20 protein-coding genes and 1 tRNA gene are annotated in these 17,584 nt (G+C 59.2%); 11 read left to right on the top strand and 10 right to left on the bottom strand.

Annotation, left to right across the window (positions count from 1 at the left end; translation table 11 throughout):
- Position 1: 1 nt before the first annotated feature.
- Complete coding sequence (gene glnA / locus QM780_RS02620; protein WP_415068926.1) at positions 2–1,411, top strand: type I glutamate--ammonia ligase; 1,410 nt, start codon at positions 2–4, stop codon at positions 1,409–1,411.
- Positions 1,412–1,473: 62 nt separating this feature from the next.
- On the opposite strand, the gene QM780_RS02615 is transcribed toward glnA, so the two are convergent.
- Entirely contained in the window at positions 1,474–1,782 is a 309-nt protein-coding gene (locus QM780_RS02615; protein WP_415068925.1) for a hypothetical protein, read from the bottom strand.
- Between the two features lie 93 nt (positions 1,783–1,875).
- A complete protein-coding gene (locus QM780_RS02610; protein WP_415068924.1) occupies positions 1,876–3,063 on the bottom strand; it encodes an MFS transporter in 1,188 nt (395 codons plus the stop codon).
- A 35-nt stretch (positions 3,064–3,098) separates the two neighbouring features.
- Here QM780_RS02610 and QM780_RS02605 point away from each other — a divergent pair, with 35 nt between their 5' ends.
- Positions 3,099–3,812 carry a TetR/AcrR family transcriptional regulator gene (locus QM780_RS02605; protein ID WP_415068923.1) on the top strand — a complete coding sequence of 238 codons (714 nt, stop codon included), beginning with the start codon at positions 3,099–3,101 and terminating at the stop codon, positions 3,810–3,812.
- Positions 3,813–3,833: 21 nt separating this feature from the next.
- On the opposite strand, the gene QM780_RS02600 is transcribed toward QM780_RS02605, so the two are convergent.
- From QM780_RS02600 to QM780_RS02590, 3 genes are read right to left on the bottom strand one after another with little or no spacing between them, the layout of a single operon-like run.
- Entirely contained in the window at positions 3,834–4,940 is a 1,107-nt protein-coding gene (locus QM780_RS02600) for a pyridoxal phosphate-dependent aminotransferase (protein WP_415068922.1), read from the bottom strand.
- A 24-nt stretch (positions 4,941–4,964) separates the two neighbouring features.
- Complete coding sequence (locus tag QM780_RS02595) at positions 4,965–5,402, bottom strand: DUF1489 family protein (protein ID WP_415068921.1); 438 nt, start codon at positions 5,400–5,402, stop codon at positions 4,965–4,967.
- A 52-nt stretch (positions 5,403–5,454) separates the two neighbouring features.
- A complete protein-coding gene (locus tag QM780_RS02590; protein ID WP_415068920.1) occupies positions 5,455–5,886 on the bottom strand; it encodes a hypothetical protein in 432 nt (143 codons plus the stop codon).
- Positions 5,887–6,060: 174 nt separating this feature from the next.
- Between QM780_RS02590 and QM780_RS02585 the strand changes: the two genes are divergently transcribed.
- The 5 genes from QM780_RS02585 to QM780_RS02565 all read left to right on the top strand — a co-directional run bounded on the left by QM780_RS02585 (position 6,061) and on the right by QM780_RS02565 (position 10,261).
- Complete coding sequence (locus QM780_RS02585) at positions 6,061–6,492, top strand: hypothetical protein (RefSeq protein ID WP_415068919.1); 432 nt, start codon at positions 6,061–6,063, stop codon at positions 6,490–6,492.
- A gap of 96 nt (positions 6,493–6,588) precedes the next feature.
- Complete coding sequence (locus tag QM780_RS02580) at positions 6,589–7,053, top strand: methyltransferase family protein (protein ID WP_415068918.1); 465 nt, start codon at positions 6,589–6,591, stop codon at positions 7,051–7,053.
- 12 nt (positions 7,054–7,065) lie between these two features.
- Positions 7,066–7,743, top strand: a complete 678-nt coding sequence (locus QM780_RS02575) for a hypothetical protein (protein WP_415068917.1) — start codon at positions 7,066–7,068, stop codon at positions 7,741–7,743.
- Between the two features lie 102 nt (positions 7,744–7,845).
- Positions 7,846–9,192: a hypothetical protein gene (locus QM780_RS02570; protein ID WP_415068916.1), complete on the top strand. Its 1,347-nt coding sequence runs from the start codon at positions 7,846–7,848 to the stop codon at positions 9,190–9,192.
- 97 nt (positions 9,193–9,289) lie between these two features.
- Positions 9,290–10,261: a DUF6232 family protein gene (locus tag QM780_RS02565; protein WP_415068915.1), complete on the top strand. Its 972-nt coding sequence runs from the start codon at positions 9,290–9,292 to the stop codon at positions 10,259–10,261.
- Between the two features lie 7 nt (positions 10,262–10,268).
- Here QM780_RS02565 and QM780_RS02560 read toward each other — a convergent pair whose 3' ends face one another.
- The gene (locus tag QM780_RS02560) at positions 10,269–10,706 is read right to left on the bottom strand and encodes a GNAT family N-acetyltransferase (RefSeq protein WP_415068914.1); all 438 of its coding nucleotides are present in this window, start codon (positions 10,704–10,706) and stop codon (positions 10,269–10,271) included.
- Positions 10,707–10,982: 276 nt separating this feature from the next.
- On the opposite strand from QM780_RS02560, the gene QM780_RS02555 reads away from it, so the two are divergent.
- A complete protein-coding gene (locus QM780_RS02555; RefSeq protein ID WP_415068913.1) occupies positions 10,983–12,083 on the top strand; it encodes a polysaccharide deacetylase family protein in 1,101 nt (366 codons plus the stop codon).
- Positions 12,084–12,161: 78 nt separating this feature from the next.
- On the opposite strand, the gene QM780_RS02550 is transcribed toward QM780_RS02555, so the two are convergent.
- Both QM780_RS02550 and QM780_RS02545 read right to left on the bottom strand, forming a co-directional pair.
- Positions 12,162–12,680, bottom strand: coding sequence for a DUF1269 domain-containing protein (locus tag QM780_RS02550; protein ID WP_415068912.1), 519 nt, complete (start codon positions 12,678–12,680; stop codon positions 12,162–12,164).
- A 150-nt stretch (positions 12,681–12,830) separates the two neighbouring features.
- On the bottom strand, positions 12,831–13,121 hold the full coding sequence (locus QM780_RS02545) for a hypothetical protein (RefSeq protein ID WP_415068911.1): 291 nt from the start codon (positions 13,119–13,121) through the stop codon (positions 12,831–12,833).
- A gap of 290 nt (positions 13,122–13,411) precedes the next feature.
- Between QM780_RS02545 and QM780_RS02540 the strand changes: the two genes are divergently transcribed.
- Positions 13,412–14,935, top strand: coding sequence for a Do family serine endopeptidase (locus QM780_RS02540; RefSeq protein ID WP_415068910.1), 1,524 nt, complete (start codon positions 13,412–13,414; stop codon positions 14,933–14,935).
- A 97-nt stretch (positions 14,936–15,032) separates the two neighbouring features.
- On the opposite strand, the gene QM780_RS02535 is transcribed toward QM780_RS02540, so the two are convergent.
- Positions 15,033–15,422 carry a response regulator transcription factor gene (locus QM780_RS02535; RefSeq protein ID WP_415068909.1) on the bottom strand — a complete coding sequence of 130 codons (390 nt, stop codon included), beginning with the start codon at positions 15,420–15,422 and terminating at the stop codon, positions 15,033–15,035.
- A 313-nt stretch (positions 15,423–15,735) separates the two neighbouring features.
- Here QM780_RS02535 and QM780_RS02530 point away from each other — a divergent pair, with 313 nt between their 5' ends.
- Positions 15,736–16,335, top strand: a complete 600-nt coding sequence (locus QM780_RS02530; protein ID WP_415068908.1) for a helix-turn-helix domain-containing protein — start codon at positions 15,736–15,738, stop codon at positions 16,333–16,335.
- A gap of 168 nt (positions 16,336–16,503) precedes the next feature.
- On the opposite strand, the gene QM780_RS02525 is transcribed toward QM780_RS02530, so the two are convergent.
- Positions 16,504–16,590: transfer RNA gene (locus QM780_RS02525), tRNA-Leu, on the bottom strand.
- Positions 16,591–16,833: 243 nt separating this feature from the next.
- Here QM780_RS02525 and lipB point away from each other — a divergent pair.
- Positions 16,834–17,568 (top strand): lipoyl(octanoyl) transferase LipB, encoded by a 735-nt coding sequence (gene lipB / locus QM780_RS02520; protein WP_415068907.1) that lies wholly within the window; start codon positions 16,834–16,836, stop codon positions 17,566–17,568.
- Positions 17,569–17,584 lie beyond the last annotated feature (16 nt).

Below are 17,584 nucleotides of genomic sequence, written 5' to 3'. Positions count from 1 at the left end.
TATGAAAAATGCACATGACGTCCTGAAGTTCATCAAGGACAAGGAAGCCAAGTTCGTGGATTTCCGTTTCACGGACACGAAAGGCAAGATGCAGCATGTGACGGCCGACGTCAGCTGCGTTGACGAAGGCGTATTCGCTGATGGCTATGCCTTCGACGGTTCTTCGATCGCCGGGTGGAAATCGATCGAAGCTTCCGACATGACACTGATGCCGGATCCGTCGACGGCCCATGTCGATCCGTTCTTCGCACAGACGACCGTCGCCATTTTCTGCGATGTTCTCGAGCCATCGACCGGCCAGCCCTACGAGCGCGATCCCCGCTCGATCGCCAAGAAGGCCGAAGCCTACATGATGTCACTCGGCATCGGCGACAAAGTCTACTTCGGACCGGAAGCCGAATTCTTCATTTTCGATGACGTCCGCTTCACGGCCGACATGTACTCGGTCGGCTATCAGGTCGATTCGAGCGAGTTGCCCTCGAACTCGGGCTCGATCGTGGAATCGGGCAACCTCGGCCACCGGCCGCGCGTCAAGGGCGGCTACTTTCCTGTGCCGCCGGTCGACAGCGCGCAGGATATTCGATCGGAGATGCTGTCCGTTCTCTCGGAAATGGGCGTCACCGTCGAAAAGCACCATCACGAAGTCGCCGCAGCCCAGCACGAACTCGGCGTCAAATTCGGCCCGATGATCACGATGGCCGACCACATGCAGATCTATAAGTATGTGGTGCACAACGTGGCGCAGGCGTACGGCAAAACGGCGACGTTCATGCCGAAACCGATCTTCGGCGATAACGGCTCGGGCATGCACGTCCACCAGTCGATCTGGAAGGGTGGCCAGCCGATGTTCGCGGGTGACAAGTATGCCGACCTTTCGCAGATGTGCCTCAACTACATCGGCGGAATTCTCAAGCACGCGAAAGCCATCAATGCCTTCACCAATCCGCTGACGAACTCCTACAAGCGCTTGGTGCCGGGCTTTGAGGCGCCCGTGCTGCTCGCCTACTCGGCGCGCAACCGCTCCGCCTCGTGCCGTATCCCGCACGTGACGAGCCCCAAGGCCAAGCGCATCGAGATCCGCTTCCCGGATCCCGGCGCCAATCCTTACTTCGCCTTCACCGCGATGCTGATGGCGGGCCTCGACGGCATTCAGAACAAGATCGATCCCGGCCCTGCCATGGACAAGAACCTTTATGATCTGCCGCCGGCCGAGTTGGCGCAGATCCCGACGGTTTCCGGCTCTCTCCGCGAGGCCCTCGACAGCCTCGACAAGGACCGCGACTTCCTGAAGGCCGGCGGCGTCATGAATGACGACATGATCGACGCCTACATCGCGCTGCGCATGGAAGAAAACATGCGCTACGAGATGACCCCGCACCCGATCGAGTATGACATGTACTACTCGGTCTAAGGGCGAAGCTCGGCTTGACGATGATCGGAGGCGGCCCATGGCCGCCTCTATTTATTTGGGCATCAATAGAAGACCAATACGCCAGCGCACACCGCGATCAGCGAGTAATAGAAGAACTTCTGCTCGCGAACGAGGAACCACGTCACGATCCGGCGCGGAATGTCCGACCAGTTGCAGCGGCCGACGGCGCCGAGCGTCAGGCCGAGCCCCAGGCCGATCGCCAAGGATTCAAATTGCAGGCCTTCGGTCAACGAGCGAACGCTGTCGGGAACGTGCTGCGATAGCCATGGCGTCAGCGCGAAAGCCGCGGCCGCAGCCATGATCCCAAAAGCAAGAACGGAGAAAAAGGACAGAACTGATCGCACGAACATCGAAGCGAACCCGCATGGCAACAGCACCGAAGCTTGCATGAGGCTAGCGCCGGGACGCAAATAAACGATTAACCATGCTCGGGAGCGCCGCCCTCAATCCCCCATAGCGCGCCGGCGGGCCCGGATTTCGATCCAAGCTAGGGCCAGTGCCGCAAGTGCCATCGTGATGATGACGATTGCCACGAAGCCTTGCACCGGGCGGTCGGTCATCGCGATCCCGGCGCAGGCCGGACCCACCAGAGATCCCCCCTGGTACATGATGATATAGGCGGCGTTAACGGCTGCCAGATCGCCCGCCTTGACGCGCTGCCCGACGTCCGCAAGCCCCAACGAATAAAATCCCAAAATAACGCCGCCAATGAGAAAACACGTCACCACCGACGCGACCGTGCTTTCCAAGACCCACGGCAATGCCAGGGCGAGCAGCATGAACAGGCCTATCGAACTGGTCGTCAAAACAAACCTGGACATTTTGTCGGACAGCCAGCCGAGCGGAAACTGGAGCACGACGCCGCCGATGGTCGTGATCGTCAGAAGTCCAAGTGCCGGCGTCTCCGACCAGCCTGCCGCAAGAGCCACGTTGGGAATGAGCGATAGGATCGTGATTTCGGAAAAGCCGCCGATAAACGCCGAAACCATTGCCGATGGCACGATAGCGAATGCCGACAGGATCCGGTCTGCCCCTCCGGTATGAGTAAAGGGGGGCGCAAGCCGGCGGCCGAAGATGATCGGCAATCCAGACGCTGCGGTCAGCAAGGCGCCGGCAAGGAACGGCGCCGACCCCACAAGCCCGAGAACTTGAAGAAAGACTGGACCGATCGCATAGCCGGAAAAAAACGAAATGGCATAAATTGCAATGACTCTGCCGCGCGTCTCGTGCAACGAAACCGAGTTGATCCAGGTTTCACCCGCCAGCCAGGGAACTGCAAATCCGGCGCTCATCAAAAGCCGAATGGCAATCCACGCCCACGGCGACTGAAAAATTCCAAGCGCCAGAAAGCCAAGCGACCCGATCATACAGCCCGACATGATCGCCGCGACCGGCCCGCACCAAGCAATCACACGCGGCGCGATCGGCAACGTCAACAGAACTGCTAGGCCCGGAACCGCTCCGGCCAAACCGATCATCCACTTCGGCTGGTCCCACATTTCGAAGGTCAGCGCCGTCAGCGGAAAGCCGATGCCGAATGAAATGCCGACACCGAACGCCGTCGACATGATCGCGGCGAGGCTTAAGAACCTATCGCGGGCGCTGAACTCTCGTTCTGCAACGGCGGCCATGTGTTTCCCTTATTTCAACACCGTTGGAATATCGCTTGACTTCGCCAGCCGCAAGCGACATTTCAACACTGATGGAAACACGACACACTCGAGGACAAAGAGGCCTCATCCCGGCCGAACTCGTTCAGGCGGCGCTCTTTGAAATCGAGCGCGCTGGCTTGGAGGGCTTCAGTCTTCGTTGTGCCGCACGGGCGATCGGCTGCGATGTCGCCACCCTGAGCTATCGTTTCGGCTCGAAGGAGGGTCTGGAGCGCGCAATCGCGGATCGCCTCCAAGACGAGGTTGAGGCTCCGAAGCGAAGCCTTCCTTGGCAGGATCGCTTCATCGCGATGGCGAACAGCTACCGAAAAATCGCGAAGCGCTATCCAAACGCATTCGCGCTGCTGTTGCGTTTCTGGACGACCGGACCAAGGGACCTGCAGGTGGCCGAGGAATGGCATCAGGCGCTCTACGATGCAGGCGTACCGGAAAACGACATCCCGGCATTGGGTTTTGCGACCTACGCTGCCATCCTCGGCGTGTGCTCGGGAGAAATCGGCGGTTTACTGAGCAAGCCAACTGCTGACGATATCGGCAATATCGAACGGCAGGAAGGTTTGCCTCTCACCAAAAAGCTTCTGCCGATTTTGACGCGCCTCCGCGATGAGGACGTGTTCGACGCCGCCATCACGAACATCGTCTCAGGAATCCAGGCAGAGGCCGCCAAGAAGCCTAAGCCGGCGAAGAAAAGTCCTCGCAACGGAAGCTGACTTAAGCTGTGCTGGAACTCGTCATGCCTGGACGCGCGCCAGCACGTCCGCCAGCGCTTCGGCGAAAATATCGAGATCCTGATCTCGTCCGCATGATACCCGAATAAATTGCTCCAAGCCCTTTGCAACCGGTTTGCGCACGAAAACATCTCGCTCGAGTAAGCCTTGCAGAACGTTCGAGGCAAAGGCCCCGTCGGCACCGCAATCGATGGCAACGAAACTTGCAGCCGACGGTAGGGGTTTAAGGCCATTTTCCGCTGCGATCGCTGCAATTCGATGCCTCGATGCCGAAATTTGCGAAACGGCTTGTCTCAGATAGTCTCGATCGAGGAGAGCCGCCCGGGCCCCGAGCTGGCCGACTCGATTGATCCCGTAGTGATTGCGGATCTTATCGAACGCCTCGATCGTACCGCGTTCGCCGATCGCATAACCGATGCGGGCTCCGGCAAGACCATAGGCTTTCGAAAAAGTCCGATACCGGACGACCTGCGGATTGGAAACATCGATTGCGGGAGCCGTCCCGGCGGGAGCAGTTTCGCAATAGGCTTCATCGAGGATCAGCAACGTTTCGGATGGCAGCGCCGCTATGAATTCGTTGATCTGCTCTCCCGTCCACCACGTTCCCATCGGGCTGTTCGGATTTGAAACGTAGACGAGCCTCGCTGAGGTCGCGGCAGCAGTATCAATCAGGCGCGGAATGTCTTCGCGGAAATCGCGCATAGGGATAGCATGCAGTCGGCCACCATGCGCCATGACGTGAAAGTTGAAGGTTGGATAAGCGCCGTCGGTCGTCACAACCTCGCTGCCTGGTGTGAGAAACAGCGTGCACGTCAGACCGAGCAATCCATCGATCCCTTCGCCGACGACGACGCAGTCGGCCGGTACGCCATGGTGCGCGGCAATTGCCTCGCGCAGATCGTGATTTTCGGGGTCCGAGTATTTCCAGTTTTCCGCCGCCGCATCACGCATCACGGCGACGGCTTTAGGCGACGCTCCGAAAACACTTTCATTGGCCCCGAGGCGGGCACGAAACGGCCGACCCCGCGCCCGCTCCATGGCTTCAGGACCGACAAAAGGTACGATTTTCGGCAAAGCCGCGATCGTTGGCGTAAAGGGTGGGCGGGACATGCAGGCGCTCGGGCGAGTTCGCGTTCAAATCAATCCAAGGTCGGCGAGCTTTTTGCGCATCGCGGCAGGCATCGCGGCGACCTGGCCCTTCTTACCCGATTTTAGATCCGGTGGCGCATCGGCCGCGTCGAGATACCGCCACCCCTGGAACGCGCGCCTCGGTGTCGGCCGAACCAAGACCAAAGCGGGATCGAACATAAGGTTACAACAGGCCGAACCATCGTCCCTTGCACCCTCTTCAAATCCGATAAGCTTCTGCCGAACGAGGATGACGCCGCGGATGACCCAATAGATCGAGCCTCCGTCCAGAAGCTCGGCCTGTCGTTTTGGCGTTTGAAAGGTCCGGTGATAGGCACAATCGATGCCGTCTCGGCTCTTGCGCCGTCGGTGCTCTGTTTGCCAGGCCGCGAGTTCATCGACCGCCGACACACCGACACAGAGCTTGACGAGATGCAATGTCATAATGAGCGTTTTGCCTCAGCGCCGCAGCGCGCGCAACTCGGCCATCCACACCTCAGGATTTAGGAACGCACGTTCCGGCATATTGCGCAAAAACCGGCTGTCCGAAGAGTCCGAAATGCCGCGAATGCACAGCGGGATATTTGCCGGTCGCCGGATCCCGATCATAGATCGTGGTGAGGTTCAAAAATCCCTCGTTGACCACTTCGATAAAGTGGTTGGCATTGATGGCTCGCACGATCTTGAGGCCATTGGCAGGCTTTCCCTCCAGAATGAGAGATGCCGTTTGCCGGTCGAGATCAATGGCCGAAATTTCGAACGCAAGATCAGCAGGCGGCGCCGCTTTATATTTCCCGGCGTCATAGGTCCACGCATAGCCCTGGTTGAAATCGCAGACAAAGTGCTTTGGAAAGTCCTCTTGCGCCGATGCCGCCCCGCTCGCGATCAAGGCAGCGAGAAACGCAAGTCCCCTTAGCAAATATGACATCTGAGCGACCCGTCTTTGATGAAGCGGCAAGAAGAGCGAAAATCGGGCTGCGAAGCAACACGACAAGTGAAAGTTCGTCAACGCCAAGGCGCAACCCCCAAGTACCTGGAGTTTGCCTTGAGACCGCCCCGGAAATGATATCGGGTTCAAGCTCAACCCGTTTAGCGAGTTGTCATGCGAACTGCTGTACTATCTTTTCTTGTTTGTCTGACGGTCGCGCTGCCGTCGGCCGCAGAAGCCAAGAAAAAGAAGCCGGACACCCCCGATAACAAACTGTCCTGCAAGCAGATCTCGGGCCGCATGCAGATCAGTATCATGGAACTTCGCGGATTCAACGAGCGCGGCCAATCAACCCTATTGTCACGAGGACTTCAGACCGGCCTCGCAGCGACATTCGGGAATCTGTCGCACGGCGTCGACCCGCAAGGTGATTACGAAGCCGATATCAAGAAGCTTCATGATTACAATCAAATGCTCGTCGCCAAAGGCTGCAAAAGCTACGATCTCGACGCTGAACTCCAGAAGAAGGGCGTCGACGACACACCGGCTCCGACCGTGCCGGCACCCAAAAAGCCCAAAGTTTCGGCCACCTCGCCAGCCCACTAAACTTGGCGCGCAGATCGCCACGGCCTAGGCCTCGCGGCTGACCATTGGAGCGTTTGGCTATAATATCGCCCGATGACCGACGAGACTTCCGAACCCTTGACCCCACCAGCAGCCTCCTTTCCCTGGCCGCCGGTCCTGTTTGTTTCAACCCTCGCGATTGCGTGGGGACTGACCGTCTTCCTCCCGCTTCCATGGCCCGGCCTCGACGACGGTCCGGCCCATTGGATTGGCATCGCATTCGGCATTCTCGGACTTGCGTTGATCGTCTCCGGTTTCGCCACGCTCGTCGGCAATCGAACAACCTACCTGCCGCACAGGGCGTCAACGAAGCTGGTCACGACCGGGCCGTACATCCGTTTCAGAAATCCAATTTATCTGGGCGAGGCGCTTTTGCTCCTCTTCGGAGCAGAGATCACCAAATCGGTTTGGTTCGTGGCGGCCGCCCTTCTCTTTGGCATCCTCGTCTCGGTCCTGCAGATCATTCCCGAAGAACGCCATCTCGAAGCGGCATTCGGCGAGGAATATCTGGCTTACAAGGCTCGCTCGCGGCGCTGGATCTGATATCAGATCGCCATGAACTCCGCTTATGCCGAAAAAGAACGCGAATTTGTTGCCGGTCTCGCCGAAGACACCGGCCGCGACCTCGCACAATGGATGACGGCGATCGCTGACAGCGGCCATACGGAGCGCAACGACATCATCGACTGGCTGCGCCATCAGGGCTTTCAGTTCGCCTGGGCGTCCTGGCTCGAGCGCATCCACCATAATGGCGGTCGTCTCATCTACGCCGACGACACCCGCAGCGATCCACGTGCACCGAACCGTCCAAGAAGACCGGCAGACATCGACGAAGAGCCACCCGCTCGTATGCGGCCACTCATTAAAGCTTCACAGAGCGCCAAACCGCAGACGAGCGGCGATATCCAAACTCTTCTGACCGAAGCCAAAGGTTTGCGACCCTTGGCCGAGCACATCCTGCGCGAAGTCGGCCGTGCCGTCCCGGCAACCGAGTTTGCGGCCACCGGCGCACTCGTGACGATGTCGGCGCCGAAGCCGTTCGCAGCACTCCATCCGGGACCTAAAAAACTACGACTTTTCGCCAACTTCGGACTCGCCGGCTCCAAGCGGAGCCTACCGGCCGAAGCCGTCAACAAAAACGCGCCGCCGTTCGCGGAAATGCTCGTCCTCGATGACGTCCGAAGCATCGACGAAGACTTTCGCCGCCTGATCCGCGCCGCAGCCGCTCGCTAACCTCACGATAACCTGTCCTGGCCATAGATTGCATAGGCCACGACACGATCGCACCATTGATTTGCCGGATTTTTCATCGCCATTGTCGCGCCGGAGGCGCCCATGTCGGTTGAGCGGCGGCCCACAGCGGCCCTGTACCTTGCACTTCTTATACTGATCGGATTTTCCGGCGGCGCCCATGCGCAAGCCTCGAAGCGCGACGCCATCGCCGATTGGCTGAAATCGGTCGAGGGCAAGACAGCCGAAACAGGCAACGCGAATGCGCTCGACCCGACCAAGAAGCCTGCCGAGCCGACCCCCGAGGAGAAAGCGGCCAAGGCGGCGATCGCCGATCCGCGCGACGGCGACCCTCAATACGAGCAGGCCAAATCGCTGATGGCCGCTATCGATACGATCTTGCGCGACGCAGCCGACACGCGCGCCGGCTCGGAAAAGCTGCCGAGTCGCGACGATTACATCATCCCTCCTTTCTGGAAGGAGACGCGCGAAGATCGCAACGTCAAGGTGCGCAACCTTCTCGACGCCGCCCTCGGCATCGTCACGAACTCTCCCGTCGTGGAAGTCCAGAAGCGGGTCGAACTTCTTCGCCACAACATCCACGACCTCGATGACGCCAACGTCAAGCTGAAGGAGAAACAACTCCTTGCGCCGAAGGACGCGACGTTCCCGGGCATTTTGACTGATACGATCTCATCGCTTCAGGATCAGATTAACGAAAACAACAAGCGCATCGCGGCCAACCAGGCGGAAATCAAAAGCTCGAAAGCCGAGATTGCCGCGTCGTTGAAAGCGGCGGGCGTCGAACTTTCCCAGGAGCAGGTCGATCTCCTGCTCGACAGCGTGCTTTCCGGCGATCTCGTCCGCCTCGTCGCCGTTTTCAATGCCGCGAAGCTGATCGATGGCCAGCTTGCCAAGCTGATCGGCGCGACCGGCGACAACATGGAAGCCGCTCGTCGTTACTTCGCGATGCACGCCGCGCTGTTCGCGATGCTGGTCCAGGCTCAGGACGCGACCATCGCCAAGATCGATACGCAATATCTCCCGAAGCTCGATGCCATCATCGCCGATATCGCCGCCGCACGCGGACGCACTGCCGATCTGCTCAAGGCCAACAATCGCCCTGACCAACAGCGCGCCCTTGAATCCAATCGCGACAGTCAGAAAGTCGCCGACGAAGCCGCGAAGGCGTATCGCCGGTATCTGCAGCAGCAGCGCGAGCAGATCGCCAACGCGCGCCTCAAGGCGACGCATGACCTGAAGATCGCCGACAACACCTACGAAACCGTCGAAGCCAGCGTGCAGCTCCGCAATTTGATTCGCGAAAGCTCGACCTCGTTCGAGGCCATCCAGAAGCTCGAAGCGCCGAGCTTCGACCAGCTCTTCAAAAATGACGAGTTGCGTAGGGAATTCGAAGATTTGACAAAAAAGCTTGATGTCCCCGCCAGCTGATAGGCGTGTGTGACTTTCGCGCAAGGCTTCTGTTTCCTTGCTGCATCCATTATGTTTCCGCTCGGACTATTTCCGTAGTCCTACAAGCGGGTTCTAGATGGTGTTTTCAGGACGGATCAAAGAAAGCGCGGCGGCCACCAAAACCTTCGGTTCGCTTCGCATCGATCGGCGGGTACTTTCGACGCCGACACGCACGATTGCGATTGCTAACATAGCAACCGTCAGCACCGGCACGCACGTCGCTCACAGGCCGACCGCGATCTATTGGCTCCTGACGCTTCTCTTTGTTCTGATGGCTCTTGGATCGATGCGGCCCGACTTTACCTGGGGCCCGTTGGCCCCGACGGGCGCCACCGTCGTGCTTGGCTTTCTCGCTGTCGTTTTCGCCGGTCTCGCGCTGCGGCCAGACGATAAAACCCATTACCTTTTGATCTCATCTTCCGATGGCGTGCTGTCACGCTTCACTGCGCCGGATCGCACGATCCTCGAAGAAGTTCGCACGCTGCTGACGGAGAAAATCAACCGCGGCGACGACTCGATGACCTTCAACATCAACTTTGATCGCGGTCAGATCGAAAATCTCGCCGGCTCCGGACCTCCGGCAGCGCTTCCTTCCCCCGGTCCCGATCATGGCCAGCAACTCCCGAACCAAACGAACCGTCCAGGAACCGGGGCCTCCGAACGTGGAGGCCAAATGTCCGCGGGCCGGCCGCGGCCGATGGCCGGAGAAAGTACCAATCCGCCCTCACGTCCGGGACAACGCGTTCAGCCGACGTTGTCCTCGTCTCTGAATGGCAATGCCGCCCCTAACCCGGCGCAGCCTGAAAGCTTTGTCGATTACAGCGGCGTGCTGCCAGCCATTGTCGAGATGCACCGTTTCTATGCGCGCCAAACGGGCACGCAGCATCTCGAACAACGACTCTCGGAGCTTGAGTTGTTGATGCGCGCGGGAACTCCGACGATTTCTCAAAAGACGCGCCTTCGCGAATTGTCGGGTGAGATGTCTCAGATCTTGGGAGCCTACCCGCAAGCGGTCGAGCTTTTCGACCACATCACCAATCTCGCCTGACGAGGTGTCAGCGGCGATACTGTAGGAAATCCGTCAGCGTCCCGATCCGATCATAGAGTTCGCGCGCCGTCGCGTTGCTCTCTTGCGTTGCCCAGTATGTCCGGGTCGCGCCACGCCGATCGGCCTCCGCATATGTCGCCTCGATCAGCGCCTTGCCGACGCCATGCCCCCGCGCCTCGCCCGCAACGAACAGATCCTCGAGATAGCAATACCAAGTCGGCGACCACGTTGAGCGATGGAACACGAGTGCTGCGATCCCGACAGCCTTTCCGCTATCGTCAACGGCGATCAGCGCCCGCATATTGTCATCTCCGTTGAGAAGGCGATGCCACGTCTGCCCGATGACCTCTTCCGGAACGCTCGCCTTATAGAAGGCGACATAATCCCGGAAGAGCTTCAGCCATGCTTCCTTGTCGTCCGCCGCGACCGGCCTGACGCTAACCATCGATCATAGACCTCCGAATTTCACGCTTCGACCGCCGCCCGATGCACAACTCGCCGCACCCGCGATCGCGAAAACGAACTCATGCCGAGCAATAGCGGACTCCCGGTCGTCGCATCTGTAATCATTGCTTCATATTTCATCTTACGAAAGGGTAAGCGGAACGCGGCACTTCAGTAACAGCGCGGAAAGGATCTGTCGGCCAAAATCGCCGTTGCTTGATCATTCATGTTCGCGTCCGTAAAAGTCCGGCTCGGCTCCCGGCACGAAGTGAGAAAGATGCGGCACGTTTCCGTTTATATCCTGGCTGTTGCGTCGCTTCTGGCGCTCGCATCGCGTGATCCGGTTGTCGCCGAAATCGAGCCCGGCGCCGCCGTTAAAGCGGACGCCTGCGATGGCGACAGCACAAAGCTCGGCGTATCGCGTGTCGTCGAAATCGACACCACCGGCGGCGTCGAAGTTGGCGGCGAAGGTGCCAGCGCCAAACACTTGCTCAACGATGGCGAAGTCGTTTTGACCTTCGACGACGGCCCGATGAAATCGGTTACAAGACCTATTCTCAAGGCCCTCGCCGACCAATGCACGAAGGCGACGTTCTTCATGGTCGGTCAGATGGCGCTCGCCGATCCCGATCTCGTGAAAGAAGTCGCGGCCGCCGGTCACACCGTCGGAACGCACACATGGTCGCACAAGAACATTCATGCCATCTCGCTGCAGAAAGCGCAGCAGGAAATCGAAGCCGCGGTTTCGACGGTCTCGAAAGCCAAAGGCACGCCCGTCGCACCTTTTTTCCGCTTTCCCTACCTCAACGCGACCAAGCAGACGGAAGCGTATCTGAAATCCCGCAACATCGGCGCGATCTGGATCGATATCGACTCCAAGGATTACCGGACACGCAGCCCCAAAGTGGTCGAGCAGAACATTCTCTCCCAGCTCTCCAGGCAGAAGAAGGGCATCATCCTGATGCACGACATTCACTCCTGGACCGCAGCGCAGCTCGCCGACCTGCTGAAGGAACTTCACGACCGCAACTACAAGGTCGTCCACTTCGTGCCCAAGACGTCTGTCGAAACGCTGGCCTCTTACGATGCAGCGGCAGAGAAGGCGCTTGCCGCCAAGGCTGCGGCCAAAGCGGCAAACCCGATAGTGTCGCGCTCAATCGTTTGGCCCATGGCGTCCGCTCCAGGCCCTGAACTTGCTTCCACGTCTCCGACCGGAACCCGCCGCAAGACCGGCGTTCACTACAGGAAGGTCGCGACGAAGCCGACGATAGTCGATGGTGTTTCCGATGATGGTGCGCCGGTGAAAGTTCCTGAAACGAAGGCACGGAAAGGCACGAAGGCGAAACAAGACACATCGCCCTGGAGCATCTTCAACTAGGCGCGCGTCCATCGCTCAACGGAAAAAACAGCGCCGTCGGAAATCCTCCCGACGGCGCTTTTGCATTCAAGAAGAAATTCAAGAGGCCGGCGTCGGCGCTGTCACAGATGGCGCATGGATAGCAATCGCATCGCGGAGTGCCTGCTCTTTCGTATGATCGAGAGATGTTTTGAGGACGACGCCACCCGTCCCCTTGATCGCTTCGAGCACCTTGTCTTCCGTCATCTTTTTGATTTCGACGAACAGTGCCGCGCTTCCTGGCTGCAGGCTCGACGACAGATCCTTCATGAAATCGTCGTTGATGCCGTAGTCTGCCAGCGCGCCTCCGAGCGCACCCGAGGCGGCACCGACCGCCGCTCCCAGAAGCGGCATCAGGAATATCATGCCGACGAGCGTGCCCCAGAACCCTCCGGAGATCGCACCGGCCGCCGTCGTGTTGAGGAGCTGATTAAGCTTCACCTTGCCGTCTTCGTGCTTGACCGCGATCACGGCATCGCCGATTTCGATCAGATACTCTTTTTGAAGCTGAAACAGCTTCGTGCGCATTTCCTCGGCTTTCGCCTCACTCGGATAAACGATGACAACGAGATCGGACATTGGGCTCACTCCACCGGGTTGATCATGCCCTTTATCGGGCTCCGCAACATCTGCGCCGATGAAATAGATCAAATTGGCGAATAAACCGCCAGCCGATGCAGGAACGCGGTAAACGTCCGCTTAGACCCCGTTCCGGCTGCAACCGGCCATTCAATGCGCCGTCTGTTTCGATTGCCGCCGCGAGATTTTGTCGGCCATCAACTTCCTCAGCTTGGTCGCATCTCCGCGCATTGTAATCCGTAGATACGTGGGCAAGCCGCCGTGGCCTTCGGCGCCCTCCGCCAAGGCGCTGACGAAATCGCCGATCGTCAACGCCCCTTCGAAGTGTCGCGTAACGATGTCGTGGTCCGGATAGACCGCGGCTGCGTCGTCGACATCCATATACGCCGGTCGGGTGATCTCGGCGTCGGACGCATTTCGCGAATAGAAACGTTGTCCCATGGCCATCACTCCTGAAGCGTCCGCTTGTGCCGGACAGTGCCTATATTCGTCTGAGGCTAGTGGCCTTCGTGGATCGTTTTCTTTCTCAAACGATACCCGAATTTTCCAATCGCACGATAGACAGTGCATCCGGGGCGGACAATCGCGACAAATGAATTAGGACTTTTGCTTTCTATTTTTTAAGCCGTTGGACGGATTCCGGAAAGCTTGGCTTCGGCAAATTGCCATCACCCCCAGCCGGGTGTGGCGCTGTGCAATGCACTGTCCTGCACCGAAGACTCAGGAACAAAATGATGGACGAGACCAAGATGAACGCGCTGCAATATTCGAGTGGCGGACGCGTGATTGCTAACCACAAGGCCAAATTGGCCGCCTACGCCGCAATTATCGCTGTCCTTAGCGCCGGCGCGGTTTTGGCAAACGACAAACCCACGGCCAACTCTCTAATGAATCGGGTGGCCGACCTTAGCACGTCCGACGCACCGCAGCAGGCGGTACCGAGCTTCGCCGGTCTGGTGGAGCGCGTGAAGCCGGCAGTTGTGTCTGTGTTCGTGAAGGCCGAGCAGGTCGACGAGGTCGCCGATTCCCAGGAGCAGGGCGCAAATCCGTTCCAAGGCCTGCCCTTCCAATTCGGACCGCAGTCGCAGGATCAGGGTGGTCACCAACAGCCGCATCTGATGCAAGCGCAGGGTTCGGGCTTCTTTATTTCGGCCGACGGCTACCTGATCACGAACAATCACGTCGTCGATCACGCCAAGAGCGTCGAGATCATGACCACCGACGGCAAGCGCTATAAGGCAAAGGTCGCCGGCACCGACCCAAAAACCGATCTGGCCCTCCTGAAGGTCGAAGGTTCGAGCGATTTCCCGTTCGTCCGCCTGGCCGAGAAATCGCCTCGCATCGGCGACTGGGTCGTGGCGATGGGCAATCCGTTCGGCCTCGGCGGCACCGTCACTGCGGGTATCGTTTCGGCGAACGGCCGCGATATCGGCTCAGGCCCCTATGACGACTTCATCCAGATCGACGCGCCCATCAACAAGGGCAACTCCGGCGGCCCGACCTTCAACCAGAACGGCGAAGTCGTCGGCGTGAACACCGCGATCTTCTCGCCGTCGGGTGGATCCGTCGGCATTGCCTTCGATATTCCAGCCGAAACGGTGCGTTACGTCTCTAATCAGCTTCGGGATTCGGGTCACGTCACCCGCGGCTGGATTGGCGTTTCGATCCAGCCCGTGACCGCCGATATCGCCGATAGCCTCGGCCTCAAGGAGGCAAAGGGTGCCCTCGTCGACGAGCCGCAGGACGGCGGGCCAGCCGCAGCGGCAGGTCTGAAGTCGCAAGACGTGATTGTCTCCGTCAATGATCATGAGATCAAAGACGGCCGCGATCTCGCCCGCACGATTGCCGCAATCGCTCCGGGTCAGCAGATCAAGATCGCCTATATCCGAAATGGCGAACGGCGCAGTCTTGATCTCGACGTCGGACGCTACCCTGACGGCAAGATGGCGTCGAACAACGACAACGCCGAGAGCGATTTCAAGCTTGGAATGACGTTGGCACCCGCCGATCAGGTTGAAGGCGCGGGCACGCACGGCGCCGTCGTCATGAATGTCGACCCCGAAGGCGCCGCGGCCGAGAAGGGCATTCAGCAGGGCGACGTCATCCTCTCGGTCGGCGGCAAGTCCGTCTCCGGCCCGGCCGACGTGAAGCAGGCTCTGAAGGATGCGAAGAAGGCCAGCAAACGCGCAGTCTTGATGCAGCTGAAGACCGCCCAGGGCGATCGTTTCGTCGCCGTTCCGACCAGCCAAGGCTGATCGGAATTCAGGGCGCAATGCGCGAACGGCAGCGGATCGCAAGGATCTGCTGCCGTTTTTTACATTTCACGGTGGTTTGAGATGGCAGCGAAACCGGTTAGCGCTCAGCCGGATCATCCGATCGTCGAAGGGCTTTATCGATGCATCGGACCATGGCCCCTCCATCGAACGGTTTGCTCAGAAAGCCGACCGCACCGGCAGCATCGACCCGCTGACGGGTCCGCTCTTCTGGATATGCTGTAATGAAAATCATCGGCAGATCGAAACCGTGCGCTATCAAATGCGATTGCAATTCGATCCCGGTCATGCCCGGCATGTTGACGTCCGTAATGACGCACGACGTTTCTTTCATTCCCGAAGAGTTCAAAAACTCCTCCGCTGAAGCAAAGGTCGTCGCCCCAAATCCGAGAGACCTGACGAGATTTTCGATCGCCGCTCGAACCGGCTCATCGTCATCGATGATGCTGATGGTCAGATTTCGCGACACCTTCGGCGGTCCTTCCCGGATTTCAGCTCCGATTGAACCCGAAGCCCGAAGTACAATTGCCGCTTCTCACCGCAGTTTTAAATTATACGCTGGTTTGTAATGCGCCGCTTTGCGCGCTGCGAAGCCCGCCCCCCGGTGCGACCATACTAAAGTATGTCCTGACCAATCTGATGCAGTAGCTCCGAAACCGCTCGTAGAATGGAGCACCGCGGCTCGCTTCCATACCTTCCCAATCAACGCCGACAGCCACCGATCGCATTGATCGAAATCACCGGCGCGGTCTTAGGCTCCAAGAACTGGGAAGGTCTCCGCGATGTCGCTCCAATTGGCCGAAAACGTCCAGACCAGCACGGCGTCCTATCCGCACGTCGATGTGTCTCTCGAACATGTCGGCAGCCGTCGAGCCGCTCAATCGGGCGTGTTGGAGCGTCTGGCCAAAGCGCTCGTCGAAGCGGGCGTCAACCCGGAGAAACTGGATCGCCATGCGGAGGGTGAAAGGCGGCTCGCAATCGTGGCGAACCTCTTCGGACTGCCGGTCACCGCCGAGGCAAAGCCCAAGCAGACCGAGCGCAAACCGCCCTCGGCGCTTCCGAAATGGCGTCTGAAGCGCGTCGTAGAATATGTTGACGCCAACATCGCGGAACCTCTGACCCTGTCCGACCTCGCCGCCGCCGCGGGCATGAGCCGGATGTATTTTGCGAGCCAGTTCAAGGTGGCGACATCCATGCGCCCGCACGAATACGTGCTACATAAACGCATCGAACATGCCCAGCACCTGCTGCTGACGACGGCGGAGCCGCTGGTTGAAATCGCGCTCAGCGTCGGCTTCCAGACGCAGGCGCATTTCACGACTATCTTCAAAAAGATCTCTGGGAACACGCCGCTTCGCTGGCGGCAGGAACAGCGAACCTGAGCCACGTCCAACTAGGCCGGTCGCGTTCCCTTGCGACTGCGCTCCGTTCGACGACCGGGGCGCCGGAGGATGATATCCGTCCGTACGCGCTCGGTCCGAAACGATGGCTTGTCTCGTCAGCCGCGCCGGCCTCCAAAGCAATGGAGACGCTCAGCGAGCGATTTCGAGTGGTGCGGTTGAGAGGACTCGAACCTCCACGCCGTTTCCAGCGCTACCACCTCAAGGTAGTGCGTCTACCAATTCCGCCACAACCGCAGTTCAGACCCTAAGATCTGGAGATCACGGGGGCGCTTGGCGCTGCCCAAATCCGCGAAGACGCCGACGTATCAGAGCCCTTCCCCGAACGCAAGCGGCAGTTTGGCCGGTCCTCGTTGCGAGCCGCAAACGGCGGGACTCGCTCTATATATGGCCCAGGGCGCATAAGATGTCGCAAGGTCACGGATACCTCCGGCCGACCCGCCGATAGATGCGCCATTCTCAATTCGAAGATGATCAAAAGTGACAGCGCAGCCATCCAAAACACCGATCGTCGCCGCGCAGACCCCTGTCGATTGGGCCATCAGTAACGAATACGTAGATTACGACCTGGCGCTGGAAGTCATGAAGCGCCGCACCCTCGCGATTCGCGAGGGAAGCGCCCGCGAGCTCGTCTGGCTGTTGGAGCACCCTCCGCTCTATACCGCCGGTACGAGCGCTAAAAATGAGGACCTTTTCAATCCGAATGGCCTGCCCGTGTTTCGCACCGCACGCGGCGGCCAGTTTACCTTTCATGGGCCCGGGCAGCGCGTTGCCTATGTGATGCTCGATTTGGAAGCGCGCGGCCGGGACATTCGCGACTTCATCACCCGGCTCGAATTGTGGCTGATCAAGGCTCTCTCGGAATTCAACGTCAAAGGCGAAATCCGCAAAGATCGCGTGGGCATCTGGGTTCGACGCTCGTCGAGAGGCAACGACGTCGAGGACAAGATCGCGGCCATCGGCCTCCGCGTCAGTCGCTGGGTGTCCAGTCACGGCGTTGCCCTCAACGTCGATCCGGACCTTTCTCAGTTCCAGGGCATCGTGCCCTGTGGGATTCGGGATCACGGGGTGACGAGCTTGGCCGACTTGGGCTTGCCGGTGTCGATGTATGACGTCGACGTCGCGCTCCGCTCTAGTTTTCAACAGATTTTCGGACCCACAAGACAGATCGATGCCCAGTCCCTGGGCCTCGAGGCAGGGACCGACCAGCGCTGAAAGCACGCCAAAAAGA

Source organism: Hyphomicrobium sp., assembly GCF_047600905.1.
Taxonomy (GTDB): domain Bacteria; phylum Pseudomonadota; class Alphaproteobacteria; order Rhizobiales; family Hyphomicrobiaceae; genus Hyphomicrobium_B.
The sequence above is the reverse complement of the archived record's forward strand: the minus strand, read 5'-3'. Positions and strand labels throughout refer to the sequence as shown.